This window comes from Bailinhaonella thermotolerans (assembly GCF_003594875.1).
GTDB classification, from domain to species: domain Bacteria; phylum Actinomycetota; class Actinomycetes; order Streptosporangiales; family Streptosporangiaceae; genus Bailinhaonella; species Bailinhaonella thermotolerans.
In genome coordinates this window covers 1-24,520 of sequence record NZ_QZEY01000034.1, presented here as the reverse complement: position 1 = coordinate 24,520, position 24,520 = coordinate 1, and the positions used below count along the sequence as shown (strand labels likewise).

The window sequence follows — 24,520 nt, the reverse complement described above, 5'->3', positions numbered from 1 at the left end:
AGCGAAAGCTGGGCCCGCCCCACTGACAAACGATCCGCCGAAGCCACTGACAATCTCTCCGCCGTCGACACCGGTCGCCTCAGGCCCCTTCCCGGCCGGCCTGGGCGATGCGGTGCCGCCCGGCGGCGCCCCGCCTGAGCAGGGCGGCCACCGTCTCGGCCGCGGCGCGGTCCCCGGCGGGCAGGCCGCGCAGGGCCGACGCGGTGGCCGCCAGGTCGGCCGCCATCGCCTCGAGCACCTCGGCCACCGGGGCGGCGTTGGCGGTCAGGATGTCCAGCCACAGCGCCGGGTCACCGCCGGCGACCCGGGTCACGTCCCGCACCCCGGTCCCGGCCAGCGCCAGCGCCTGCGCGGGGGCCTCGGCCAGGCGCGCGGCGACGGCGCTGGAGGCGACGTGGGGGGCGTGCGAGACGCAGGCGACCGCCTGATCGTGGTCGGCCGCCGGCAGCTCGACCGGGTGTGCCCCGCACAGGCCGATCAGGTCCAGTACGGCCGCGCGGGCCGGCGCGGCCGCCTGCGGGAGCGGGCACAGCGCCCAGGGACGGCCCCGGAACAGGTCCTCGGCCGCGGCGTCCGGGCCCCGCCGTTCCCGCCCGGCCATCGGGTGGGAAGGGATGTAGGTGGACATGTCGCAGCCCAGGCGCCCGGCCGCCCCGATGACCGCCTGCTTCACGCTGGCGACGTCGGTGTAGGCGCGAGCCGCGCCGACGCGCTGCAGGTGGTGGATCTGGGCCGCGACGTGCTCGGGCGGGACGGCCACCACCGCCAGGTCCACGGGGCTGCCGGGCCGCCAGGCCTGACCCGCGCCGCGCCGGCGCGCCGCCCGGACCGCGTCCGGGTCGTGGTCGGCGAGCGCGACCCCGACGCCGTGCCGCCGCAACGCCAAGGCGATCGACGTGCCGATCAGACCCGTCCCGACGATGAGCACGCGGGTCAGCGTCCTCGCGCCGGGCTCGTGCCGGTCCTGGCCCGGGCGCCGCACCGCCCACGCCGGCGCCGCGGGAGCGCCGGGGGCGTGGGAGACGCGCGAGACGGCAGAGACATCAGAGGTGACGGAGACACCGGAGGCGACATCGGAGGTGACAGAGACGTTCGAGGCTGATGAGACGCCAGAGGTGGCAGAGACATGGTTCACGGGAGCTCACCGTCACCCGGGCCCGCCGGGCGGCATCCATCGCGGCGACATCACGGGCCCCGCGCGGGTCGTTGCGCCCTGTCCGGCGCCGCCCACGGTCGCCGCCGACGTAGCCGGAATCCGAGGAGACCACGTCTCCGAGGCTGGACAGGAAGAAGAGCGTTGAGCCGTACCTGGAAGGACCGGCCGTGGTGGGTCAAGCACCAGGACCCCAGGATGCCGCGGGAGGCGTTCCACGACCACGGCGTGTACGGGGAGATCCCCTGCACCCTGCAGGAGGCCGACCGGCGCAAGCCGGACGAGACGTGGTTCCAGCGGCTGTGGCCGCGCCACGGCTGCCAGTACATCATGCGGACCCGCACCCGCATCGCCCGCCGCTACCTGGTGGAGGCCCTCACCGCCGCCGACCGGCGGCGCGTGCGCGAGGCGTGCGGCGACTACCGCAAGGTCTACATGGCCGCCGGGGACGCCGACGGCGTGGAGATCCCCACCGCGCAGCACCGGCAGGCGGCCGCCTGGCTGTCCTGAGCCGCCGGCACCACACACGAACGCCCGCCGGCCGCGCCGCCGGCCCCCACCCCCACGGACCTGCCCGGTCACCGGGCAGGTCCCTTCACGCCGGGTAAGCCCCAGGTCAAGCCGAGGACTCCGCGTGAGCCCGGACACAGCGGAAACGGGCCCTGGTTGGACTCCCGTTCCCGACGCTGTCCAGCCCCCCGAGTAGGTTGTGATCGTTGGGAAGATCCTGCGCTCCTGAATGTGTCCCCAGCCGAAGGGTGGGAGATCTCGGGGAGAGGCCGACAGCGGCCAACGGTCAGTGGCGCGTTTGAGAAGCTCGGCGGGCTCGTCTCGCCATCACTGGCTGTTCTGATGCGGTTGGTGCTCAGACGGGTTGTTGACCAGTTCGATCTCGATGGCGAGGACGCCGAGGGCTTCTTTCTCGGGGCCGTAGATGCGGCGGATGCTGGCGAGTTGCTGGTCGCGGGGGCTGGTGGGGTTGACGCGTTCGGGTCCTTCGGCGTCGAGCATCTCCTCGAAGGAGGTGTATCGGGCGACCCGCTTGACCTTGGTGAGCGCGTCGTCGCGGCCGCACACGAAGCGGATGTAGTCGCCGGCGGCGAGCTTGCGCAGGTTGGGGTATTGGACCCGGACCTCGATGGTCTTGGTGCCGGCGGCCACGAGGTCGAAGTAGCGGCGGTAGAGGTTCATCTCGCGCGGGCGGTGGGCGGTGGTGGCGGTGGGGCGGGCAGCCATGATCTTGTCCAGTTCGGCGGTGGTGTAGGAGCGGTAGAAGTGCTTGGGGTCGGCGAGCATCGCCGAGACGAGCCAGACCATGGCGTCGACGAAGTTGTCGGTGTCGCCGTCCCAGTCGGTGACGTCGAGCATCCACGGCCGGGTGCCGGGCGGCGGGGCGAGGCGGCCGTCTCTGATCAGGGACTTGGACAACTTCGCGCCGGTGTCGGTGAGCACCATGGGGGTGAAGACCCGCGGGGGCGGGACCAGTCCTGGGAGCTGGGCGAAGGCTTCGTCCACCAGCTGGCAGCCATAGGCCCAGTCGCCGCCTTTGACCATCACCGACAGGGTGACGTGGTCACGGACGGCCAGGCGCTCTTTGCGCTTGGTCTGCTTGGCGAGCAGGAACTGGTCTGCTTGGCGAGCAGGAACGCGGCCGTCTGCACCAGCGAGGTGCCCAGGTGGGGAGCGCCGTTGATCTGGGTGCCGACGCAGAACGCCACCCGGTCGGGGTTGGTGGCCTGCAGGCGGGGACGGACCATGTCCACCGCGCGGAGCATCGCGTTGGCCAGGACGTTGTTCGGGCTGATGATCTCCATGGTCTCGGTGCGGCCGTTCATCACAGGCCTCTCGGGTCAGACGGCGGGGACGGGGAGCTGGGCGAGGATGAAGTCGATGCGCCGGCGGGGCTCGTCGGCGGGGACGAAGATCGGCTTGTAGCCGGCGTCGTAGTAGCCCTGGACGATCAGTTCGTGGACGCGGCGGATCTCGCGTTCCTTGGCCCACACCAGGTCGTCCTCAGAGTTGAAGTCGTCCAGGGCGTCGAGCACGAACACCGCGTCGTACCGGTAGATCCGGGTCGCCTCTTCGAGCTCGGGGTAGGGGCGCAGGCCGAAGAAGGCGTCCCAGCCGTACCCGTCGGGGATGCCGCGGTTGTAGAACCACAGCCCCTGCTTGTGCTCGCAGAACTCGGCGACGAACGCGGCGAGCACGTCGCGGGAATACTCCCGACGGTCACCCACCTGCAGATGGCGGCCGAGCCGGTCGCGGTGCTTGCGGTAGATCTCCCGGGCCGGTTCCCCCCGGGTCGCGGGGATCTCCATCTCATGGAGCAGGCCGAACACGGCCTCCTTGCCGGCCGAGGGCCCGCCCGTGATGACGTATCGGCGCGGCGGTGTCGCCGGGTTGAGAAGCTGATCGAGGTTCATGTTGGTTCCTTCTGGTCGGAGCCGGTGCGGCCAGTGAGTGCTCGCCGCCAGGTGGCGGCGAGGCCGGCGCCGCCGGAGGCTTGCGCCAGCGCGGCGGTGAAGGCGGCGAACCCCTGCTCGGGGTCGCCGAGGGCGGCCAGGAGCAGGTCCTGAGTCGGGGTGAGGGTGGGAGTCCAGCCAGCGGACGCGCCGATCTGCTCCGGGGTGACATCAGCAGCGGTGTGCAGCAGAGCCGCGCCGTAGGCGGCCCGGTAGGCGGCGGTGGCGGCCAGCACCTGAGCGTGCCGCCACAGCGCCCTGTCGGCCGCGAGGGCGATCTGCTGTTCCCCGGCGCCCATGCTGAGGAGCCGGGCGACCGTCACGAGCTCGGCGCGCAGCAGGTAGGCCGCCCCCCACAGGGAGGCGACGGAGTGCTGGTGCTCGGCAGCCTCCCATGCGAACACGTCCGCCGGGAGCACCAACGGGCCGCGCGAGGGATGCAGGGTCGGCGCGGCCGGTGCGGCGGCGACGGCGTCACTCGCCCGGCGCAGCTGCAACGCCACCAGCTCGCAGATCTTCGGCTCGATCCGCTTGCGGAAGTGGTGGACCTCGTACCCGGCGGCGGCCGCCGCGGCCGTCCGGCGTGAGGTCAGCAACGCCAGGGCCGTTGAGGCGTCGGCGCCGAACAGGAGCCGCGCCGCCTGAGCCCACTCGGCCTTGTCGAGGCGGTCCAGTTCCTCGCGCAGCATCGACTCCAGAGCCCCGCACAGGCTGGCCCGGTCGCTGGGATCGGTGGCGCGCGTCCGCACCCCGGGCAGTGCCTGGAGGCGGGCCCCGGCCCGGCGGACCGGGAGCCCATCCCGTACGAGCGCTCTCACCTCCGCGACGAGATCTTCGCTCGCCTGGTCGTTCAGGGTCTCGGAAGGGGTCATGAGCTTCAGTCTCACACACGATGCCCAGAAAAAGCCCACTCCGATGCCCAGAAATAGCCAGCGGTGCTGTGAGAGGCGTCAGGAGTTGACGGTCTCCCGACAGGGGCTGATCAGATCATGTCCCCAGGAGAGCAGACATCAGGTGACGGGCTCTGCCATCTCGAGGCCGGTCCGACTTCGGCGTGGGGTCCGCTGCCGGCGTGTTGGCCTTGGGCTTTTCCGGGCGAGACCGACACGATGGCCATCGACACCCGGAACTGGCGAACGGGAGGTGCCGAGTATGTCCCTGCACGACACACGGGCCACCCTGGACGCGGCCCGCGCGGACTTGCAGGTCGCCGCGGACGTGTACGACGGGCGACGCAAAGACCCCCGGGCCAAACCCGACGACGTGGAGCAAGCCCGGCAGACGTGGGGCCTGGCCCTGATGGACTGGGCCACCAAGCTCGCCGCGCACGCCCAGCAGGAGGACATCGCGCGGTTCGCCGCCCGGCGGGACGCCGACCTGGACGCGATGCGCGTACGCCCGTGACCCCGGAGCGGCCCGGGCCGGGACCTGCCGTACGACCGCCTGACCGGTGATGCCCGAGGCCACCGGAATGGCCGGCAGCGCCCGGCGGTCCCGGCCCTGCCATCCCCGGGCCGGCGCCGGTCGCGCGAGGTGGTCAGGTGGCGGCAGGGGTGGTCAGGGCGGTGACGTACTGGATGATGTCGATGCGGGAGGCGTGCAGGACCAGCGCTTGTATGTGGGTCAGGCCGTGGCGGCGCGCGGCGACGTAGGGCCGCATCGGCAGGCCCGCCGCGCGGGCGTCGAGGATCTGCTCGTGGCCGGCGCCCGCCGCGCGCGCGTCGGCGTACTGCCAGGCGACGATCCCGGCCGCGTGGGCGTCGAGGATCTCCTGGTGCGCGGCCAGGCATCGGGCGTAGGCGTAGTGGGCCAGGGCGATGCCGGCCTGCCGCGCCGCCTCGGCTTCGTCCCAGGTGGCCCCGCGCATCAGGGCAGGCCCCAGGCCGGTGCGGCCGGGCTCGCCGAGTCGCAGGCCGCGCAGGTCCGCCCCCGTGCCGTGGGCGCGGATCAGCTCCACGCCGTCCAGGTCGGCCACCACGAGCAGTCTCCGTACCCGCAGGTGGGCGCCGGCGACATCCAGGACGTCCTCGTGCCGGTAGGCGACGAGCAGCAGATGGTCGGCGGGGGTGCCGTCGCAGGACACCGCCGGCCACAGCGGCGCGCCGGGATCCGCCTGCGTGGTCCCCAGGCAGAGGCCGTCCCCTCCAGGGGCCTGGCAGGCGCTGGGCCGGCCCGGGGGGCCGGCGTGGGCCCAGTGTCCCGGCCCGGGAAAGGCGAAGTCGTGGCGGGAGGAGCGGGCGCCGGCGGCGTCGCGGCGCACCGCGCGCAGGCCCCAGCCGGTCCTCTCACCGGGCGGTGTGTGCCCGCCGTCCCGGACGGCGGCGTAGAGCAGGTTCGCGTGGTCCTCGCCATCGACGACGACCACGGGGCGCAGCGCGATTCCCTCTTCTGGCAGTGGTGCGGTTCCGGTCACCCCGCGCACCGTCCGCCCCCCTCGGCGCGGCGCACCCGATGCCCCTCGCGCGGCGGGCGCACCTGGCCTGAGGGGTGAGGCGGCCGGGCCGGCGGGGCGGGGTGCGCGGGAGATCTGGCCGGGCGGTTGCGCCGGCGATCCGCTCCGGCACGGTCAGGTGCCGAGATCGCAGACGAAACGGGAGCAGCCTATGACGAAGACGACCGGGTCAGCCGCGGGCCGGCGGTCCCGTCGCCGCGCCGAGCGGGAGCGGCGGCGCGCCGCCGGAGTGACGCGGGCCGAATGGTCCGAGGCGCGTGCGCTGGGGGCCGATGAGGAGCTGTACACGCGCCTGCGCGAGGAACTCGACCACCCCCAGGCGCTGCGCGTGTGCCGTTCCGGGCTCGACCTGGCCCGCTACCTCGCGCTGCGGGAGCGCTACAGCGCCGAGCGGATCGCCCGGCGGGGACCGGACCTGGCCCAGGCCGGGCACTGCGCCGGCTGCCTCACCGACCCGGCCACCCGGCGTAAGCACGACGGGCGGCGCAAGGCGGCCGCCCGCGCCGAGCGGGCCGCGAACCGGTCCCTGTACCGGGCCGGCATCACCTGGGCGCTGGAGCGCGCGGCGGCCGAGGCCGGCGCCGGCCTGGACCAGGTGGCGGCCGTGCCGAGGCGCCAGCGGTTCGGTTTCCTGCAGGGCGTGCGCGAGGGCCTGGACGGCGCCGACCTGCTGCAGGCGGCCCTGATCGGGCTCGACCTGGGCACCTACCGGCGGCTGCGCCACGGGGCCGGCCACCGCGCCATCGTGGACGCCTGGTGGTCCGGGGTCAGGCTGGACTCGGTGTCCGGCACGATCCTGGGGGCCTTGCCGGCCGACCAGGTCAGGCGCCTCTACGGGGAGGAGGATCTGGCCCGCGAACGCCGCCGCCACGCCCGCGAGGTGGCCGCTCTCCTGGCCTGACCGCCCAAACCGCACCGCCCCCGGCCGTCCTTCCGTTCTAGGGGTCGTCGCAACACCCCAGATGAAGGGGTCCGATGGACTGCAAGAGCCGGAAGGGCCGGACACAGCGGGGCCGGGGCCCTGGTCCGTGCGCGGGAGGAATACTTCCGGCTCACGGACCAGGGCTTCAGTGCGCGTGAGGCGGCCCGGCTGGCGGGGATCAACCTGCGGCCCGTTGATGCGGGCGGGGCCAGGGCTCGGCACTGGCAACACCGATGACACGCGCCGCTGCCTCCATTCCTCACCCGAGGCGATCGCCGAGTTCACCAGCAGGCCGAGTTCACCAGCAGGCCGAGTTCACCAGCAGGCTGGGCCCGGGGGCTCAGTGACTGAAGGTCGTCAGCGGAAGCGCCGGAAGAACGCGCGGACGTCAATAGTGAACAGGCCGGGTTGTTCCATTGCGGCGAAATGGCCGCCGCGGGGGAACTCGGACCAGTGGACGATGTTGTGGGCTTTTTCGGCGAGTCGGCGGACGGGACGGGCGATGTCGGCGGCGAAGACGGCGACGCCGGTGGGAGTGGCGGGGCGGCTGGTGGGCGTCACGCGCGAAGGGTGGGCCGCCTCCCAGTAGTGGCGGGCTGAGGACCCGGCGGTCGAGGTCAGCCAGTACAGCATCACGTTGGTCAGCATGCGGTCGCGGGAGACCGCGTCCTCGGGAGCCCGGGTGCTGTCGGTCCACTCCATGAACTTCTCGACGATCCAGGCGAGCTGTCCGATCGGAGAGTCGGTCAGTGCGTAGGCCAGTGTCTGCGGCCGGGTGCTCTGGATCTTGGCGTATCCCGACATCTCAGGCTCGGCCTGGAGCATCCGGTTCAGGCGCGCCCAGTCGTCAGGGGTGAGTTCGGCGGCTGCGGCGGGATCGTCGGGGGGCAAGGTGAGCAAGGTGTTCAGATGGATCGCGGTCACCTGCTCGCAGGCCACGGCGGCCAGTTCCAGGGTGATCGCATGCCCCCAGTCGCCGCCTTGCGCGCCGTAGCGGTGATAGCCGAGGCGCCGCATCAGTTCGGCCCAGGCAAGTGCGACCCGGTGGACGTCCCAGCCGGCGTCGGGGGTGGGTCCCGACAGGCCGTATCCCGGGATGGAGGGGATCACCAGGTCGAAGGCATCGGCGGGGTCGGCGCCGTGCGAGCGGGGGTCGGTGAGGGGGCCGATGACGTCGAGGAATTCGATGATCGACCCTGGCCAGCCGTGGGTGATCAGTAGCGGCATCGCGTCCGGCTCGGGGGAACGGATGTGCAGGAAGTGGACGTCGGTACCGTCGATCGTGGTGATGAACTGAGGAAACCGGTTCAGCTCGGCTTCGTGCGCGCGCCAGTCGTAGCCGGTGCGCCAGTAGGCGGCCAGTTCCTTCAGATACGCCAGCGGAACGCCCTGCGTCCAGCCCGGTATGGGGTTCTCGTCGGGCCACCGGGTAGCGTCGAGGCGCGCGGCCAAGTCGTCCAGGGCAGCTTGAGGGATATTGAGCTTGAAGGGCCGGATCTGCGTTTGCTCGGTCATATCTCCTCCTTGTCGTTCGGCTTCCCGCCAGAGTTCCGCTCGGTGGCGTCATGCTCGGTCGCGGCCGCCACGCTCTCGATGTGGCGCTGACGCCGGAAGGCCAGTGCCAAGGTGATCGCTCCGCCAACGCCGGCCGCGACCAGGGCGGTACGGGCGATCTCGGTACGGGCGGCTGCGGCCGCGGCGGCGTCGCGGATCGGCTGCAGGGTGCCCGCCCGGGGCAGGCCGGCCAGCAGGCGTCAGGCCACACGGTTGGCCTGGGGATCACCGAGCCGGGCGGACGCGTCCCATCCTCGGGTCTTGCCAGGAGATCCAGCCGTGGCCGCCCCGGGGCCTGCCTTGATGCCAAGGGCATGCGTCTCGGGGTTCCGTGGCGGGTTGCGGGCTGGCGAAGCACTGTACGGCGCTACCGCCCCGCCTCAGAGCGTTCCAGCTGCACCAGGATGGTGCGCAGCCCGTCGGCGACGGAGGCGCGGGACGCCGCGTCCAGCGGCGCCAGCACCGACTCGTCAGCCTCAAGGACGGCGGCCAGAGCGCGAATGGCGAGCTCCTCTCCGTGCGCGGTCAGGCTCACCTGGACCGCTCGCCGATCAGTGTCGTCGCCCGCGCGAGTGATGAGCCCGCGGTCCTGCAGCCGGCCCAGCCGGGCCGTCATGGCACCACTGGAGATCAGGGCGGCACGGGCCAGCGCGCTGGGGCGAACCGGCCCGCCGCCCTCGCGTCGCAACGTGTTGAGGACGTCGAAGTCCTCGAAGCTCAGTCCGAGCGGTGCGAGGGCGCGGGCGATGGCGAGGTCGAGAAACCGCGCCAGCCGCAGGATCCGGCCCGCCACTGCCAGCGGATCCGCGGCGAGCTCCGGATCACGGTCCGCCCAGGCCTGCAGCATCCGGTCGACGTGGTCGAGTTCCATACCGACCACTTTAGCTTGCCATGGAATAGTTCCATGGCAAGCTATGTTGGCGCGGATATGACCACGACGAACACGTTCACCGCTGTCATCTACGAGGGAACTCCGGGTGTCCGCGTGCACCGCGACCACCTCCGGATCGTCGGGACGGGCCGCGCCGAGCTCATCGACGTCGTTCTGGCGGAAGTGGAGCGGGGAGCCGGACGGATCGAACTGTGCGGCGGTATCGGTGCCGAAGACGCCGCGGCCGTCCGCGCCGCAGTGGGTCCCGGCGTCCGGATCGGCCTCACCCGGTACGGCTTCGAGTCGCTGGAGCGGATCGCCGACTACAAGCGTGCCGCCATGGCGGGCGAGCTGCGGCCCGGCGCGTTCCTCTACCTCGCCCCCGGGCTCGACCCGGACCGCGACCGCGACACCCACACCGACGCCGTCTTCGTTCCTGTGCCTGACCCCGGCGCCATCGCCGGGGTCGTCGCGTCCCTGAGCGGCCTCGGGCTGGGCCTCATCGAGCTGTACGGCGGGCTCGGGGTCGACGCGGCAGCCGCCGCCGTGCGCGCGAGCGGCGGGCAGATACCGGTCGGGTTCGTCGGGTACGACGACTGAGGCCGGGCAAGGACGCGCCACGAAGAGCCTGCTGACAAAGGCTTGAGTGCCGGCGGGCATGGGCCCGTGGAGAGCCGGTCCGATCTTGTTGATGTGGCCCCCGGCGGGACCGTGGGGGCAGTTCGCCGCGGCAGCCGGCGAGGCCGAGCAGACCAGCCTGCGCGTCTTCGGGCTGCGCGGCCACCGCGGAGAACCCCTCCAGGGTGAACCCGCGGCACCCTGGGACCGGGCGTGCGGCAGCGGATCAGGCCGGGTCGTCGGGGCGGGTGAGGCGGTTGAGGCGGTCGAACAGGTCGTTCATGTCGAACGGCTTGGGCAGCACGAGCGTGTCGGGGCTCTCCGCGGGCACATGGCCGGAGGCCGCGGTCAGCATCAGGACCGGCAGACGGGCGGTGGGAGGGTGCCGGCGCAGCCGTTCACGCAGCCGCATCCCGTCCAGGCCCGGCATCATCACGTCCAAGATCGCCACATCCGGCGGGGCGGCGTGGGCGACCGCCTCCCAGCCCTCGTAGCCGTCGCCGGCCATGGTCACCTCGTGCCCGGCCTGGCGCAGCATGATGCCCAGCAGCTGCTGGATGGTGGGGTCGTCTTCGACAACCAGGATCTTCATCGGGGAACCTTCATCGTCATCAGCAACCGTCCCTCGGGGGTCGCCTCTACCGTCAGATCACCGTGCATGGACGCCAGCCACGAGCGCACCTTGAACAGCCCGAGGCCCAGCCCGGGGATGGTCGCCAGGCGTACTTCACCGGCGCGTTCCTCGGGCTGGATGCGGCACTGGATCGACAGGTGCGTCCAGCCGCCCCGCGCCTGCGAGGTCACGGTGATCGTCCGGCGCGGGTCGGCGTGCCGTACGGCGTCGCGCAACAGCGTGTCGATGCAGCGCTCGAGCTGGACGGGGTCGGCGCGCGCACGGACGTGCCGCTTGAGGTGGACGCGCACCCGGTCGGGCGCGCCGGGCAGAGCGGCGACGGCCTTGCGCACCAGGGCGCCGGCGTCGACCGTGCTGATCACGGCCTTGCCGGCGGCCTGCGTCCTGGAGGCGTCGATCAGGTCGTTGATCAGCGTGGTCATCTCGTCCACACTGCGCTGGATGGCCGCGGCGGACTCGGCGAGCAGGTCCTGGCCGTCGCCGACGTGGGCGCAGATGAGCTGGCTGAACCCGCGGATGGACGTCAGCGGGGTGAGCAGTTCGTGGGTGGCGTTGGCCACCAGCAGCTTCTCCAGCGTGGCCAGGTCCCGCTCGCGCGTCTCGTCGACGAAGGCCGCGCAGTAGTAGGTGCCGCCCAGGCTGCCGCTGTCGCGGTTGGACGAGACGCGCACATATCGCCGTTCCTGGTCCGGGCGCAGCAGGATCAGTGAGCCGGACGGCTCCTCGCCCAGCCGCACCTTCTGCCCGTCGGGCGTCATCAGGGTCAGGACGCCGCCGCTGTCGTGTTCCAGGGCCTGCGATCCGTTCACGCCGGTGAGCGCGGCCATGGCGTCGTTCCACACCACGACCTTGCCCGCTTCGTCGACGACCACGATGCCGATGGTGTCGTGCTTGACCACCGCCTGCAGGCGGCGGCGCTCCTCGACCAGTTCGTTGAAGGAGTCCACCTGCTCGACGATGGGACCCAGCGCGTGGCCGGCGCTGGAGACGGCGTTGCGCAGCGTCCGCGGCACCTTGCCGGCCAGGTACAGACCGGGCGGCCGCTGCCGCCAGGCGACCACCAGCCGCCCGATGTAGGGGGGCGCCGAACCGGCGGTGTCGCCGGCCCGGATGCAGACCGTCATCCCGAACTTCCACCCCGCCGGCAGCAGGGGCCGCGGCAGGACGCGGGGCACGTCGCTGACGCCCAGCGCCGCCGCCTCGGCGGCCAGGTCCCGGCCGGCCGCCTCGCCGAAGGGCCGGCTGATGGAGTACCGGCCGCTCTCCCCGGCCGCCTTCAGCACCAGCAGGTCGGCGCCGAGCAGGTCGCGGAGCCGTTCGGCCAGAGCCTCCAGCTGCTCGGCGCTGCGCACCGGATGGGCGAGCAGCGCCGGCAGCGTCCGCAGCCGCTGCGCCGGCTCGTCCTCGGCGAGCTCGGACATCAGCGCCCGGTGCGCGTGCCACACGCACGCCAGCAGGATCACCCCGATCGGCAGCAGGGCGGGCTGGCTCTCCCGGAAGGCGATCGCGAACGTGCACGCGGCCCCGACCTGGGCGAGCGTGGACACCGCCAGCGTCTCCAGGCAGTCGCCGGGGCGGCTGACCGGAGGTTCGGCGTGGGTGGTGCGGCAGGCCAGCATCACGCCGTACCAGGACAGATACTCATACGCCACGCCGCCGGCCAGGACCAGGCCGACGTGCCACAGGCGGACCGGCCCGGAGGCCAGGTCCGCCCATTCGGCCAGCAGCGCCAGCGGAGCCCCGGCGATCATCACGTTGGCCGCGTTGAACCAGATGCTGATGGCCCGTTTCCTGGCCAGCACGCCCCACAGCGCCCCGCCCGCGGCCGCGCAGACGATGACGAGCCAGGGGGGCAGGGCGAACATCAGCCCCGCCAGCGCGGCCTGGTCGAAGTGGGCCTGCCACGGCTGGTTCTTGGTGCCGCTGGCGGTGACCCACAAGAACGCCGAGAGCACCACGGCCAGGCCGAACACCGCCGAGGGCCACAACGCGCCCAGGGCGGCGGCGTCCGGCGGCCCGCCGAGCAGCACCAGGGCGCCCAGCAGAAGCACCGCGATGATCCACCGCGAGACGGTGAGCCTCCGCATGGCGCCCATGGCCTTCTCTCCCTCAACGCTGTCAGGCGGACATGCTGCACCAGAGCGGGCGAGAGCCGCCAATCACGTTGTCCTGCGGTTGGCGCGATGTTCGAAGGAGACGCGTTTGTTCGAACCGGCGCCCCCGTGGCGCCGGCGGCACCGCTCACGCGCGTCGGCGGCACCGCTCGCTCGCGGGCGGTGCCTCCTGCTGGGCGGCGCGCACGGTACGGCAGCGCCCGGGGGTCGCGTGACCCCTGCGAGACGACAAAGGGAGAATCCATGGACAACCAGGAGTACCGCCTCCTGATCGGCCTGGCCGAGAGCGTCGTGGCCCTGCTGCGCGAGGCGGTCCTGTCCGATCCGGCCGCGCGCGCCGGGGCCGCGCCGCTGCTGAACTGCGCCGCGCACCACCTGCCGATGGACGGCAGCCGCGGCCGGTGCTCATGCCGCCCGGCGGCGGGCCCCACACGCCTGCCAGAATCCAGCGCGCGCGATCTCACCGGTTCCGTGCGCGCGCTCGTGACCGGCATGCCCGCGGTGTTCCTGGCCGGGGATGCCGCCGCGGTCCGCATCACGCGGGCGCTGAACTGCGAGCACGGCTACACCCTCGCCGACTCCTGCCCCTGCTGCGGCGACGCGCCGTAGCGAGGGTCAGGCAACCCCGCCACCGATCAACCCCCCTGCCGCGATCAGCGCCGCCCCTCCCCCGGGGCCGGCGCGCACCAGGCAGGGACCGGGCGGAGAAGCGCTCCCGAGTGACCAGCGCTTCTCCGCCCGACGCCTGCCCAGGCCCGGGCGGAGGAGCTCGCAGGGGCATGCTCGCGTCCTGCGGCATCCAGGGGCGCGGACGGGGCACGGCTGCCCCTCCGCGAGGACGATTAGTCGGCGCGTGCGGTGACGATGAGGGTGCCCAGCAGGGCGGGGTCGGGCGCGGGTTCGATCCATGCCTCTATCTCGGTGAAGTCGTGCCCGGCGAGCACGTCCGCCCACACGTGCGGCTCGTACGCCCAGCGCCGCACCCACACCGGCCGGCTGCGGAAGCCGGACCCGTACATTCCCTGCGGCCCGTAACAGCCCGGGACGGCCGGCGCGTGGCTGAACACGAATCGGCCGCCTGGTGCCAGCCGGGCACGGACGAGGGGCAGCAGCCGCGCCGGGTCGCTGAACCACACCGCGCCCCAGATCGAGTAGATCGCCTCCCACCGCTGAGCGGTGTCGGCCAGGTAGCCGGCCGCGTCGGCCTGGACGAATCGTGCCCCGGGCAGGTGACCCCAGCGGCGCCGCGCCCGTTCCAGATGGACGGCGGACAGGTCGAGCCCGCTGGCGTCCACACCCTTGACCGCCAACGCGGCGACGGCGTCCCGCGGCCACAGCCCAGTTCCAGCGCCATCGCACAGTCGGCCAGCAGCTCATCGCCCGGACCGTGGCCCTCGTATTGAGTCCACCCGAACGCGTGCCGCAACGCCTCCTGCGGGTCGGTGTCGGGCGCGCGTTCGGCGTAGTGGTCCCAATAGTCGAAGCGGTCCTGGATGGCGTCCACGGGCAGACCTCACGGTGGCGTGCGGAGCGGAAGAGGTTCCCCCATCGTCCCGCCGGGCCCTCGCGGCGTGGCCCGGAAAGCGCCGCGAGGGCGGGGAGCCTGGGCCTGGGGTGGACAGGCGGCACAAGGAAGGGCCGGGACCTTGCGGTCCCGGCCCTCAACCCCGTTCAGGGCGCAGATGGTCTCCCCGGCCACGTCAATGGCTGTCGCTGCCCGGGTAGCAGGGGGAGCGCTTGCCGAAGTCGGCCTCCCACAGGGGCCAGTCGATCTGGAACCCGTTGTCCTCCACGAACTGCGCGGTGCGCAGGACCGTGCCGTCGCCCTTGCGCTCGACGGTGGGGTTGTGGTCCAGGAAGCGGCCGCCGATTTCAGGCGAGCCGAAAACCGGCCGCCAGGCATACCCATCGCGGGCGGCGACAGCGTGGTTGGGGGCGGGCTGTGGGCGCCCAGGGTCGGGGTTCACGTCCCCAATCCGAGAAAGGGCGATCATGGAAACGACCGTCAGGCGCAGGCGATCGCACGGCGTCACCGTGGCGTGCGCGGCGGCCGCCGGCGCAGCGGTGCTCGTGGCCACGACCGCGTGCGAATCCTCCGGAGACGACGCCGACTACGCCCAGATCTGCATGAGCCAGAACGAGTCGGACGAGACCGTCTACGACGACGGCAAGTGCGAGTCCGACGAGCGCGACGGCGGCACCTCCGTCTTCGTCTGGTACTACGTCGCGACCGGCCACGGCGCGCCGCCCAAGGCCGGGCAGCGCATCTCCCGGGCCAAGGTCGTCAAGACCGTCCCGGGCGGCGCCTCGGTCAAACGCGGCAGCCAGATGTCCGGCAAGTCCGGCGGCTTCGGCGGCAAGGGCGGCAGCGGAGGCAAGGGCGGCAGCGGCGGCTGACCCCCCTTCCCCGCCCGTCCTGGCGGCCCCGCCTTCTCTCCCTGCCCGGCCCCACCACGGTGGGGCCGGGATCTTTCCATCAAGCCAAACCGACACAGGGAGAAGCCCATGCGCAGGATCAGCATCACCCCCCGCGACGGCTGGCTGGACATCGTCCAGTCGCAGGGACTGGCGTTCGCCATGGACGAGCTGCCGGACGGCACCCGCGTGCCGTACTGGAACGAATCGGCCGCCTACGTCTTCACGCTGCGCCAGATCGACAAGCTGGAGCAGGTCACCGAGGACCTGTACGGCATGTGCCTGCAGGCCGTTGAGTACGTCCTGGACCGGCCGGAGGTGTTCGCCCGGTTCGGGCTGGACCCCGCCGCGCGGCAGGTCCTGCTCGACAGCTGGCGCGCCGGCGAGCCGTCCCTCTACGGGCGGTTCGACCTCGTCTGGGACGGCGGGGCGGGCGAGCCGAAGATGCTCGAACTCAACGGCGACACCCCCACCAGCCTGCTGGAGACCGCCATCCAGTGGCTCTGGGTCGAGGACCGGTTCCCCGGCGCCGACCAGTGGAACTCCGTCCACGACCGGCTGGTGCGCGCCTGGGGCGACATCGCCCGCGCGCGGGACCTGACCGAGGTCCACCTGGCCTATGCCCCCGAGGGCGGCGACGAGGAATACCTGACGGCCGCCTACATGGCCGACACCGCCCAGGAGGCCGGGCTGCGGACGCGGCTGATCGCCATGGGCGACATCGGCTGGGACGAGCGGCACCGCCGGTTCTTCGACGCCACCAGCGTCCAGATCGGCCCCCAGGTCCACGAGCGCGCCCGGCGCGGGACCGCGCTGGAGGCGCTCTGGAAGCTGTACCCGTGGGAGGACATGCTGGCCGAGGAGTTCGGGCGGCACCTCGCCGCGGGCCGCCGCGGGACGCTGTTCCTGGAGCCGGCCTGGAAGGCCGTGCTGTCGAACAAGGCGCTGCTGGCCGTGCTGTGGGAGATGTTCCCCGGGCACCCCAACCTGCTGCCCGCCTACCTGGACGGGCCGCGGGACATGCGCGACTTCGTGGCCAAGCCGCTGTTCGGCCGCGAGGGCGACGGGGTGCGGATCCTGCGCGCCGGGCAGGAGTTCACCTCGCCGGAGCCGCACTGCTTCCAGGAGCACCACCCGATGCCGAACCTGGGTGGCGGCTACGTGGTGCTCGGCAGCTGGATCGTCGCCGGGCACCCCGCCGGGATGGGCATCCGTGAGGACGACAACGCCGTCACCGGGCTGAGCGCCCGGTTCGTGCCGCACTTCATCGAGGACGCCTCCGCGCCCACCGCTGAGCAGGCGCGGCGGTGGATCGACGAGGACGCCGGGCGGGCAGCCGCCCGCTCCTGACCGCACCGCCGCGGGCCCCACCTGACCAGGTGGGGCCCGCACACGTGTGACGCCCACCCCGGAGACGTCTCCGGGGTGGGCGGTTGATCGCCGGGCTCAGGCGGCGGCGCGCACGGTGGCCGCGCCCTGCGCGTGCACCACGCCGACGCCGCCGGCGAAGGGCCCGAAGTCCACCTCGCCCTGGTAGGCCGCCGCGCTGACGGCCAGCGCCGCCAGGTCGACCTCGCCCTGCTCCAGCACCCAGAACCGGGCGATCTTGACGTTCGGGGCGGGGCCGTCATCGACGGTGTGCAGCTGCAGCCGCCCCAGCCGGGCCAGGCCGTGCTGGGAGACGGGATGGCTCACGAGCGCGTGCACCTGGGGGCCGGTCAGCTCGGCGCCGTCCCGGCGGGTGTAGGTGACCGCGAAGATCGGCTCGGCCTGCGGCCGCTGCTCCCCCGGCGGGGTGCACAGGTCGGTCAGGGTGTGGCTGAAGTGCAGCCCGTCGCCGCGGTCGGGCAGGTCCATCGGGCCCAGGCCGTACTGCTCGGCCAGCGCCGGGTCCTCGGGCTGGCCCAGATGGGCCGAGAACGTGACCGTGGTCCCGTCCGGCAGCAGGACCGCGCCGCTGGAGATCTCCATGCCCCGGCCGAACCGCGTGAGACGGTCGGGGTCGCGCAGCTCGGCGAAGTCGGCCCGAAGCCGTACGGCGGGCCCGGTCTGGGGCTCCGGGCGCGCCCGCAGGGTGAGCTCGCCCAGCATCGCCGCCAGCGACGGGTGGATGGTTCGCCAGACGTGCTCGACCTCCGGCTCGTCCAGCCGCCGCCCGGCGTCGTGCTCCAGGCGGATCAGCACATAGGCGGGCAGCGCCTGGGCGGGCACCTCATCCCCGGGCACGTGAGGCCCATCGTTCCCGGCCGGCTCCGCAAGACCGGGGAGCGCCGCAAGACCGGGGAGCGCCGGGAGGCCGGGGAAGACGGGCGGCGCGCCGGCCGCCGCGCCGATGTCGTCGTTCACGAGATCGGCGGGGGTGACGGGGTCCGCCGGGCGCGCGGGGGACGCGCAGGTCCCGCCGGTGACGCCGTCCGGGCTCGGGGCGGCGCCATCGTGCCCGGGCCGCGGGCCCGCGGCCCACTGGCCGCTCTCGAACTGCTGCACCAGGGCGTCGAGCTCGGCGGCGAATCGCTCACCCGCCTGGCCCGCCGTGAACGCCAGCGAGCACACGAAGGAGACCTCCTCCCGCAGCACGGCCGGCATGGTGCCGTCGGCGTCCGCAGGGATCGCGGGTTCCTCCTGCGGCGGGCGCCGGTCACCGCCCGCGCCGCCGGGGCCGCCGGCCGGCCCGAAGCAGTCCCGCTCCAGCCGGTCCAGCGCGGCCGCGAAGTGCGCGCCGAGCGGCCAGCCCGAGCCGGCGATGAGGTCCTTCAGATCCGTGATCGCCTCGGCGATGGGGTTGTCCAAGGGTTCCGGCACAGGCCGGCCCTCCTTCCTGCCGGGCCGGCCGCACCACGGCGGCGGGCCCGGCTCCTTTGGCCATGACCGGGCCGACCGTGGCCGCCGCCCCCGCCCGCGCAACCCCATCCCGGCCGTCCCCGGCCGCCGCGAGGCGCCTGATCCCTTGGTGTGGCGGCCTGCGGCCACCACGGTCCCCGCGCGAACCCCCCGGCCTGATCCACGGCCGGGCACCCCCAACGAAAGGAACCCAGGTGGCGGTCGAAACCCCCAAGACCCTGCTGGAGCAGGCCCGCAAGGACAATCTGCAGCACAGCATCAGGCCATTGGTCGTCCGCGCCACACTCGCGCCGGGCCTGTCGCCCGAGGACGACGCCGCGCTCACCGAGCCGGCGCTCACCCTGGAACCCGCGCCCCACCCGGTGCTGGAGGCCGTGCTCGAAGCCTCCGGGGCCGCCCGCCGCGGCCGGCTGACCTGGTTCGCCGGCCTGGGCGAGAACGAGCCCAACGTCGAGGCCATGCTGGCCGCCTGCCAGTGGGTGGCCGCCGGAGCCCTCTACCCCTACGAGCTGACGTTCTCCGCCGAGACGCGCAAGCCCCTGTCGCTGCCGCACCTGGGCGCGAACAAGGCGCACCAGCTGCGGACGATGTTCCGGGACACCCCCGTCCTGCCGATCATCGAGCGGCACCACCGGCAGCTGTCCGGCTACCACCCCTACCGCTCCTCCGGAAGCCACCTGGAGTGCTACGGAGCCCTCACGGTCTCCCGCACCGAGTACGGCTACTGGCTGCGGTTCATCACCACCAAGCTGGAGATCCCCGAATGGCTGCCGCAGGTCAACCTCGACCTGCGCCCCGCCGGCCGGGACCTGGCCGAGGCGGCCCCGCTGCGCGCCGCCGACGCGGTGACCCTCATCGAATGGCTGCAGCACGAGGGCGACATCGCCGTCATCGACCCCAGCCCCGGCGACGACATCATGCGCGTCCGCCAGCGGCTGGCCCGATCCCTGGTGGCCTCCCCGCTGCCCGGCCAGCCGGCCCGGGCCCGGGTCAGCGTCGGCCGCGGCGCCTTCCGCAAGCTGGCGGCCCTGGCGCAGGACACGCGGCAGGCCTACCCGGGGCACGCCGGCGACGAGGCCCCCGACCTGCTGCGGGAGGTGGGCCTGGACGGCAAGGAGCCCGCCGCCACCCAGTCGGCCACCTCCTGCGAGATGGACCTGACGCAGATCCAGCTGATCGGCCAGGCGCTGCCGGAGATTCCCATGGTGGTGCACGAGGGAACCCGCGACGTGTTCCGCATGCTGGCGGCCGAGCCGCTCAAGGACGACCGGCTGCGTGACTACCAGCAGGTCGCCGCCGGCCTGCACGCCGCGACCAGCCTGGGCTTCCTCAACGCCTCCGACCCCGGCACCGGCAAGACCATCATGACGCTGACGGGCATGCGCGAGCGCGCCCGCGGCATCGCCGGATACCGGGGCCTGGTGGTGCTCCAGGCCAACGTCCGCCAGCAGTGGCTGCGCGAGGTGGAGACCTGGTTCCCCGAGGCCGAGGCGGTCCTGGTGCAGTCGGCCGCCGACGTGGCCCGCGTCACCGAGGCCCTGCGGCGCTGCGGCGACGACCCCCTGGTGGTGCTCGTCTCCTACTCGCTGCTGCGCCCCGTCACCAAGGAGCTGGAACGGCGCGAGGAGCGCGCCCGGGCCGAACGCGAGGCCGCGGCCCAGGCACGCGAGCGCGAGCGCGAGGCCGCCCGGCGGCGCCGTGAGCAGCGGCGCCTGGGCTTCGGGCGGCCGGCCCCGGCCCGGTACGTCCGGCAGGAACAGCTGGACCTGCTGGACCTGGCCGGCCCGCACGACCCGGCCCCCGGCCAGGCGCCCGCCCCGGACGCGGACCAGACCGCGGTCCGGCCGGCCGCTGACGCCGTACCCGCCGCTGACGCCGTGCCCGGCGGCGGTGACGACGCCGGACCCGCCACCCCGGCAGCACAGCCGGCCGCACCCGACCTGGGGCAGGTCCTGCTGGATCAGCACTGGCACGACCTCGTCGCCGACGAGGGCAACGTGCTGCGCAACTCCGGCAAGACCACCCGCGCCCTGTGGGCGCTGCGCGCCGGCGCCGACGTCGCCATCGCCCTGACCGGCACCCCGCTCGGCCGCGACGCCGACGACCTCGGCAAGATCATCTCCTGGACGCGCAACGACCCCCACCTGTTCCGCGGCGTCAAGCTGTCGGCGACGTTCGACTTCGACGACGACGCGCAACTGCCCCGGTTCCGCCAGGCCATGGGCCCGGTGTTCTTCCGGGTCAGCTCCGCCGAGAACAGCCAGGAGTTCCCCGAGGTCCACACCGAGGTGCGCTGGCTGCAGCCCACCCCCGAGGAGCGGGCGCTGGCCACCGCGGCCCGCACGGAGCTCAAGCGCCTGGTCGAGGAACTGGAGGAGGCGATCGAGCTGGCCCAGTCCCTGGACCCGGACAACCCCGAGCTGGCCGCGGCCCAGGACGGACTGCGCGCCGCCCGCGGCGCCTGCCTGGGCGGGACCACACTGGCCCGCGTCGCCGCCAGCGACCCGGCGGCGCTGCACACCTCCGGCTCGGCCGGGGCCGCGCTGCTGGTCGCCCAGGGACTGGTCGAAGCCGCCACCCGGCGGCCCGGCACCAAACGGGCGGCCGTCGTCCAGGAGGTGAGCGACATGGTCGCCGCCGGCGAACGCGTGCTGGTGTTCACCGAGTTCGCCTCCGTCGCCGAGGGCCTGATCAGCGACCTGCGCGACTGCGGCATGGCCGTCGGCGCCATCATGGGCGGCGGCGGCGCGCGCCGCGACCAGATGGTCGAGCAGTTCCAGAACGGTGAGCTGGACGTCATGGTCTGCACCGCCTCCGGCGAGCGCGGGCTCAACCTGCAGCGCGCCAACGTGGTCGTGCTGTACGAGCTCCCCTGGCTCACCGACCCGGTGATCCAGCGCATCGGCCGCGCCGTCCGCCTCGAAAGCCCCAACCAGCGGGTGAAGGTGCTCATCCCGATCATGCGCGACACGATCGAGATGGAGGTCGCCACCATCGTGATCGGGCGGGCCGTGCTGGAGATGCGGGTGCTCGACGTCTCCCGCGGCCTGGACCCCGCCCAGACCGGCATCGGCCGCACGCTCGGCGGCCTGGCCCGCGAACTGGGCGCCGACCTCGGCCAGGCCGCGCAGGTGAGCAACGTCATGGACATGGCGCGCACGCTCACCCGCGCCGCCTGACCACCGCCAAGGGAGGCCGCCCCAGCCGGGCGGCCTCCCTTCGCACCCCAGGACCCGATGACGCACCCCTCCGGGGGGCCGGCCTTGACCGGGGAGCGGCGGCGCCCACGGAAGGAGCGCGAAACCCGCAAGGAAAGGTGTGATGCTGTGCCCGAGGAACACCGCGACGACGCCCACCCGGTGCCCGCCCGGCGGCCCACCACGGCGCAGGCGCTCAACGCCATCCAGGCGGCCCAGCGAGCCCTGGGCCGGGACGCGCCCACCGACGCCGCCAGCGGCAACCTGTCCCCGTACATGCCCACCGCGCGCTGCCGGGAAGCACTGGACCTGCTGGCGTACGCGGGCTCGCTCCAGGTGCTGGACGACCGCGCGCCCAACCTCAAAGGGCTGTGCGTCAACCTGCTGGACTGGCACGGCGGCCCCAGCCGGGCGACCAAGTCGGTGGTCAAGGCGCTGGGGGTGGCCCTGAAGACGAGCTACCCGCAAGGGGTCGAGATGGCCTCCTTCGCCGCGGCCTGCTCCCCGCTGCTGGAGCCCGACCGGCTGGCCCGGCTGATCGCGCTCGCGCCGGGCACCCGCACGGCGTTCGCGCCGCAACGGCACGTCCTGAGCCTGGCCGGGCCGCTGCGGGCCCTGCTGTCCCACTTCCCCGAGCAGCGGCGCGAACAACTGCTGACCACGCTGTGGACGTCCGCGCACGACGGCCGCTGGTGGGACATGACCGCCGGGGTGGCCCTGCTGGCCCACCGTGAGCGGCCCCCGCAGCAGGACCTGTCGGGCCGCACGCCCGCCGAACTCGGCCAGATGCTCATCGAGGGCACCCTGCCCTACAACGAGGGGTCGGTGGCCGCCGTCTCGGCGCTGCCGCCCTCGGAGCCGGTCCGCGCGTTCATGGCGGACCTGGCCGAGAAGATGCGCAAAGGGGACCACATCGACCCCGACCTGGCGCTGTGGGCCTCGCATCTGCCGTGGCTGGACCCGATGGACCGTCCCGAGACGCCCATCACCTGGCTGGTGCGCACGCTCAAGCAGTCCATCACCCCGGACCCGGAGTCGGGACAGGTCAACCTGGACATCCTCGGCAAGAAGCCCAAGCAGTGGGCGGCCCTGTACCCCCAGGCGTCGGCGGAGGAATTCCCGACCGCGCCCCTGCTCCGCCGTCTGCGCGGCAAACGGCTTCCGCTGCCCGAGGGCCGGCCCGCCCCCGGCGGGACCGCCGAGCAGGCGATCATCGACCCGATCCTGTCACCGGCGGAACTGGCCGAGAACCGCTCCTACATGGGCAACTGCACCTGGACGTACCTGGACCGGCTCAAGCGCGGCAGCCACGTGCTGCTCAAGCTGGACCTGGACGGCGAGCGCTACAACGCCGCCCTGTGCGCCAGCGGCCCCACCTGGGCGGTCGGCGAGGTCAACTCGCGCTTCAACCGCGGACGCGTCCCCGCCGTGATCACCGAGGGGCTGCGGCTGCTCGCCGGGACGCTGCCCCCGCCGGGCGCGGACGGCCGGCCGGCCATCAACCCCGAGACCGGTCACCGCCGACTCGGCCGCACCGGCTTCGGCATCCGCTGACCGCCACCCCGAGCCCCGCCCCCCACCCCAGGGGCGGGGCTCACCCACGCCCACCACCCGCCCCGAACTGCGGCGGCCCATCCCCGCACGGGCCCGTCCCCGCCGCGGCCCGCCATGGCCGCGGCCCGCCTTGGCCGCCCGGAGCACCCGCCCACGGTGAATCCCATGCCTCTTCACGCTCGGATACGCGCGGGTACGGCGGTCGCGCTCGCGGTGGGCCTGTCCGGCGCGATGGTCCTCGCCCCGGCGCCGGCGGCGGTGGAGCGCCCCGGCGTGGCGGTAGACGGCGCCCGCCGGGATTCGCCCGCCACCGCCAAGCCCCTGTGCGGAGCCTCCTTCGCCGCCGAGAACGGCGAGACCTACCAGCAGGCGCTCGCCCGCCTCGACGCACGCTACGGCGGGCTGAAGGCCGTACGCCTCTTCTACGGCGGCCTCCCGCAGGCCTGGCCCGGCAAGCTCGACGGCGGCACCCGCCCCCTGGTCATCTCCTTCAAGGCCGGCCCGCGCGTGGTCTCCTCCGGCGCCCACGACACCACCCTGCGCGCCTGGTTCCGCGCGGCGCCGCGCGACCGGGACATCTACTGGACCTTCTACCACGAGCCCGAGGACGACATCGCCCGCGGCGAGTTCACCGCCGCCGACTACCGCCAGGCCTGGAAACACCTGGCCGCCCTGGCCCGGGAAGCGGCCAACCCCCGGCTGCGCGCCACCCTGATCCTCATGAACTGGACCCTGGAGACCGCCTCCGGACGCCACTGGCGCGACTACTACCCCGGCCGCGACACCATCGACGTGCTGGCCTGGGACGTGTACAACTACGACACCCTCGCGGCCAAGGGCCGGTACCTCGACCCGCGGACCCTGCTCGCCCAGAGCATCGCCGTCAACCGGTCCGAGAACCTCCCCTACGGCGTGGCCGAGCTCGGCAGCCACATCGCGGCGGGTGACGACGGCACCGGCCGCGCCGCCTGGCTACGCCAGATGACCGCCCACCTGAGCGAGCACGGCGCGCTGTGGGCCCTGTACTTCGACCTCGACTGGCCCAGCGGCGACTACCGCCTCAACGACCCCCACGGCCGCGCCGCCTGGACCGACTTCTGCACGTGAACCAGCCGCCGGGTAGCGGAGTGAGACATCACGATTGCGTCGTTTCGGAGCGGTGAATGAGGATCGGGCCGGAGTTGTGGCGCTAGAGGGTCGATCTTGATGGCGTTTCGGTGGTGATGGCTGTTTGCCCCTGGTCGGGTGCGCTGGCGTTGCTGGGCTTGGCTGTGGATGTCGTTTCTGGTGGGCCGGGTGGCCGGCCGCCCCGGCCGGCCGGTGGCGGCCGGTCGGGGCGGTTGTGGATCTGCTGGTCACCGCTGCCGGGGAGGGCCGGGGGCTTGTCCTCGGTGAGCGGTGTGCGGGCCGGCGGCGGCTACGGTCTGCTGCCGGTCTGGTGGTGGGTTCCGGTCTGTGGCCGGCGCAGGTGCCGGGCGAAGAACCTGGCGGCGTCCTCGGCTGCGAACTGCGGGACGCCGGTGTGGCCGCCCATGTTGGCGTGCAGCGTTTTCTCCGTGGAGGCGAAGGCGTCGAACAGGTCCAGGGCCGTCTGCCGGTCGTTTCCTTCGTCATCCCATTGCAGCAGGACATGCAGCGGAATGGTGACCTGCCGGGCTTCCTCGAACATGGTGCGGGGCACGAAACTCCCGGCGAAGAGGCCGGCGGCCACGATGCGCGGCTCGGCCACCGCA

Annotated in this window: 23 protein-coding genes and 1 pseudogene; 10 read left to right on the top strand and 14 right to left on the bottom strand. The window is 73.3% G+C overall.

Annotated features, from left to right (window positions below; translation table 11 throughout):
* Nucleotides 1-79: 79 nt before the first annotated feature.
* Nucleotides 80-928: a prephenate dehydrogenase gene (locus tag D5H75_RS40045; protein ID WP_340137796.1), complete on the bottom strand. Its 849-nt coding sequence runs from the start codon at nt 926-928 to the stop codon at nt 80-82.
* A gap of 369 nt (nt 929-1,297) precedes the next feature.
* Between D5H75_RS40045 and D5H75_RS40040 the strand changes: the two genes are divergently transcribed.
* Nucleotides 1,298-1,663, top strand: a complete 366-nt coding sequence (locus D5H75_RS40040) for a hypothetical protein (protein ID WP_119931862.1) — start codon at nt 1,298-1,300, stop codon at nt 1,661-1,663.
* Nucleotides 1,664-1,990: 327 nt separating this feature from the next.
* Here D5H75_RS40040 and D5H75_RS43890 read toward each other — a convergent pair whose 3' ends face one another.
* Genes D5H75_RS43890 through D5H75_RS40025 form a run of 4 tightly spaced genes read right to left on the bottom strand, consistent with a single transcriptional unit; the run spans nt 1,991 to nt 4,487 of the window.
* Entirely contained in the window at nt 1,991-2,707 is a 717-nt protein-coding gene (locus D5H75_RS43890; protein WP_242454793.1) for an ASCH domain-containing protein, read from the bottom strand.
* Nucleotides 2,707-2,988 (bottom strand): hypothetical protein, encoded by a 282-nt coding sequence (locus D5H75_RS42515; protein WP_202638984.1) that lies wholly within the window; start codon nt 2,986-2,988, stop codon nt 2,707-2,709. Before D5H75_RS42515 ends, D5H75_RS43890 begins: the two co-directional genes overlap by 1 nt.
* Nucleotides 2,989-3,003: 15 nt before the next feature.
* Nucleotides 3,004-3,576, bottom strand: a complete 573-nt coding sequence (locus D5H75_RS40030) for an AAA family ATPase (protein ID WP_119931861.1) — start codon at nt 3,574-3,576, stop codon at nt 3,004-3,006.
* Nucleotides 3,573-4,487, bottom strand: coding sequence for a hypothetical protein (locus D5H75_RS40025; RefSeq protein ID WP_119931860.1), 915 nt, complete (start codon nt 4,485-4,487; stop codon nt 3,573-3,575). The genes D5H75_RS40030 and D5H75_RS40025 overlap by 4 nt, the downstream gene beginning before the upstream one ends.
* Before the next feature lie 280 nt (nt 4,488-4,767).
* Between D5H75_RS40025 and D5H75_RS40020 the strand changes: the two genes are divergently transcribed.
* Nucleotides 4,768-5,019, top strand: coding sequence for a hypothetical protein (locus tag D5H75_RS40020; protein WP_119931859.1), 252 nt, complete (start codon nt 4,768-4,770; stop codon nt 5,017-5,019).
* Nucleotides 5,020-5,152: 133 nt separating this feature from the next.
* Here D5H75_RS40020 and D5H75_RS40015 read toward each other — a convergent pair whose 3' ends face one another.
* Nucleotides 5,153-5,980 carry a hypothetical protein gene (locus tag D5H75_RS40015; protein ID WP_119931858.1) on the bottom strand — a complete coding sequence of 276 codons (828 nt, stop codon included), beginning with the start codon at nt 5,978-5,980 and terminating at the stop codon, nt 5,153-5,155.
* A 238-nt stretch (nt 5,981-6,218) separates the two neighbouring features.
* Between D5H75_RS40015 and D5H75_RS40010 the strand changes: the two genes are divergently transcribed.
* A complete protein-coding gene (locus tag D5H75_RS40010) occupies nt 6,219-6,968 on the top strand; it encodes a hypothetical protein (protein WP_119931857.1) in 750 nt (249 codons plus the stop codon).
* Between the two features lie 378 nt (nt 6,969-7,346).
* Here the strand turns inward: D5H75_RS40010 and D5H75_RS40005 are convergent, their stop codons facing one another.
* A complete protein-coding gene (locus tag D5H75_RS40005) occupies nt 7,347-8,504 on the bottom strand; it encodes an epoxide hydrolase family protein (RefSeq protein ID WP_119931856.1) in 1,158 nt (385 codons plus the stop codon).
* Between the two features lie 406 nt (nt 8,505-8,910).
* Nucleotides 8,911-9,414 carry a MarR family winged helix-turn-helix transcriptional regulator gene (locus D5H75_RS40000; RefSeq protein WP_119931855.1) on the bottom strand — a complete coding sequence of 168 codons (504 nt, stop codon included), beginning with the start codon at nt 9,412-9,414 and terminating at the stop codon, nt 8,911-8,913.
* Between D5H75_RS40000 and D5H75_RS39995 the strand changes: the two genes are divergently transcribed.
* A complete protein-coding gene (locus tag D5H75_RS39995) occupies nt 9,400-10,014 on the top strand; it encodes a DUF6506 family protein (RefSeq protein WP_147425459.1) in 615 nt (204 codons plus the stop codon). The two genes, D5H75_RS40000 and D5H75_RS39995, sit on opposite strands and share 15 nt — an antisense overlap.
* Nucleotides 10,015-10,258: 244 nt before the next feature.
* Here the strand turns inward: D5H75_RS39995 and D5H75_RS39990 are convergent, their stop codons facing one another.
* Both D5H75_RS39990 and D5H75_RS39985 read right to left on the bottom strand, forming a co-directional pair.
* Nucleotides 10,259-10,624, bottom strand: coding sequence for a response regulator transcription factor (locus D5H75_RS39990; RefSeq protein WP_119931853.1), 366 nt, complete (start codon nt 10,622-10,624; stop codon nt 10,259-10,261).
* Nucleotides 10,621-12,762: a sensor histidine kinase gene (locus D5H75_RS39985; protein WP_119931852.1), complete on the bottom strand. Its 2,142-nt coding sequence runs from the start codon at nt 12,760-12,762 to the stop codon at nt 10,621-10,623. Before D5H75_RS39985 ends, D5H75_RS39990 begins: the two co-directional genes overlap by 4 nt.
* A gap of 261 nt (nt 12,763-13,023) precedes the next feature.
* On the opposite strand from D5H75_RS39985, the gene D5H75_RS39980 reads away from it, so the two are divergent.
* Nucleotides 13,024-13,389 (top strand): hypothetical protein, encoded by a 366-nt coding sequence (locus D5H75_RS39980; protein WP_119931851.1) that lies wholly within the window; start codon nt 13,024-13,026, stop codon nt 13,387-13,389.
* Nucleotides 13,390-13,622: 233 nt separating this feature from the next.
* Here D5H75_RS39980 and D5H75_RS39975 read toward each other — a convergent pair whose 3' ends face one another.
* A complete protein-coding gene (locus D5H75_RS39975; protein ID WP_242454792.1) occupies nt 13,623-14,090 on the bottom strand; it encodes a class I SAM-dependent methyltransferase in 468 nt (155 codons plus the stop codon).
* A gap of 390 nt (nt 14,091-14,480) precedes the next feature.
* Nucleotides 14,481-14,747, bottom strand: a complete 267-nt coding sequence (locus D5H75_RS39970) for a glycine-rich domain-containing protein (RefSeq protein ID WP_147425458.1) — start codon at nt 14,745-14,747, stop codon at nt 14,481-14,483.
* Nucleotides 14,748-14,772: 25 nt separating this feature from the next.
* On the opposite strand from D5H75_RS39970, the gene D5H75_RS39965 reads away from it, so the two are divergent.
* Together D5H75_RS39965 and D5H75_RS39960 are read left to right on the top strand one after the other, a co-directional pair.
* Nucleotides 14,773-15,177 (top strand): hypothetical protein, encoded by a 405-nt coding sequence (locus tag D5H75_RS39965; protein ID WP_147425457.1) that lies wholly within the window; start codon nt 14,773-14,775, stop codon nt 15,175-15,177.
* Between the two features lie 108 nt (nt 15,178-15,285).
* Nucleotides 15,286-16,545, top strand: coding sequence for a glutathionylspermidine synthase family protein (locus tag D5H75_RS39960; RefSeq protein ID WP_119931848.1), 1,260 nt, complete (start codon nt 15,286-15,288; stop codon nt 16,543-16,545).
* Nucleotides 16,546-16,641: 96 nt separating this feature from the next.
* Here the strand turns inward: D5H75_RS39960 and D5H75_RS39955 are convergent, their stop codons facing one another.
* Nucleotides 16,642-17,997 carry a hypothetical protein gene (locus D5H75_RS39955; RefSeq protein ID WP_147425456.1) on the bottom strand — a complete coding sequence of 452 codons (1,356 nt, stop codon included), beginning with the start codon at nt 17,995-17,997 and terminating at the stop codon, nt 16,642-16,644.
* A 233-nt stretch (nt 17,998-18,230) separates the two neighbouring features.
* Here D5H75_RS39955 and D5H75_RS39950 point away from each other — a divergent pair, with 233 nt between their 5' ends.
* The 3 genes from D5H75_RS39950 (at nt 18,231) to D5H75_RS39940 (ending at nt 23,894) form a co-directional block, all read left to right on the top strand.
* The gene (locus D5H75_RS39950; RefSeq protein WP_119931846.1) at nt 18,231-21,215 is read left to right on the top strand and encodes a helicase-related protein; all 2,985 of its coding nucleotides are present in this window, start codon (nt 18,231-18,233) and stop codon (nt 21,213-21,215) included.
* Between the two features lie 147 nt (nt 21,216-21,362).
* Entirely contained in the window at nt 21,363-22,787 is a 1,425-nt protein-coding gene (locus tag D5H75_RS39945; protein ID WP_119931845.1) for a hypothetical protein, read from the top strand.
* Between the two features lie 165 nt (nt 22,788-22,952).
* On the top strand, nt 22,953-23,894 hold the full coding sequence (locus D5H75_RS39940; protein WP_147425455.1) for a glycoside hydrolase family 26 protein: 942 nt from the start codon (nt 22,953-22,955) through the stop codon (nt 23,892-23,894).
* Between the two features lie 310 nt (nt 23,895-24,204).
* Here the strand turns inward: D5H75_RS39940 and D5H75_RS39935 are convergent.
* Nucleotides 24,205-24,520, bottom strand: a pseudogene (locus tag D5H75_RS39935) (hypothetical protein); the annotation flags it as partial.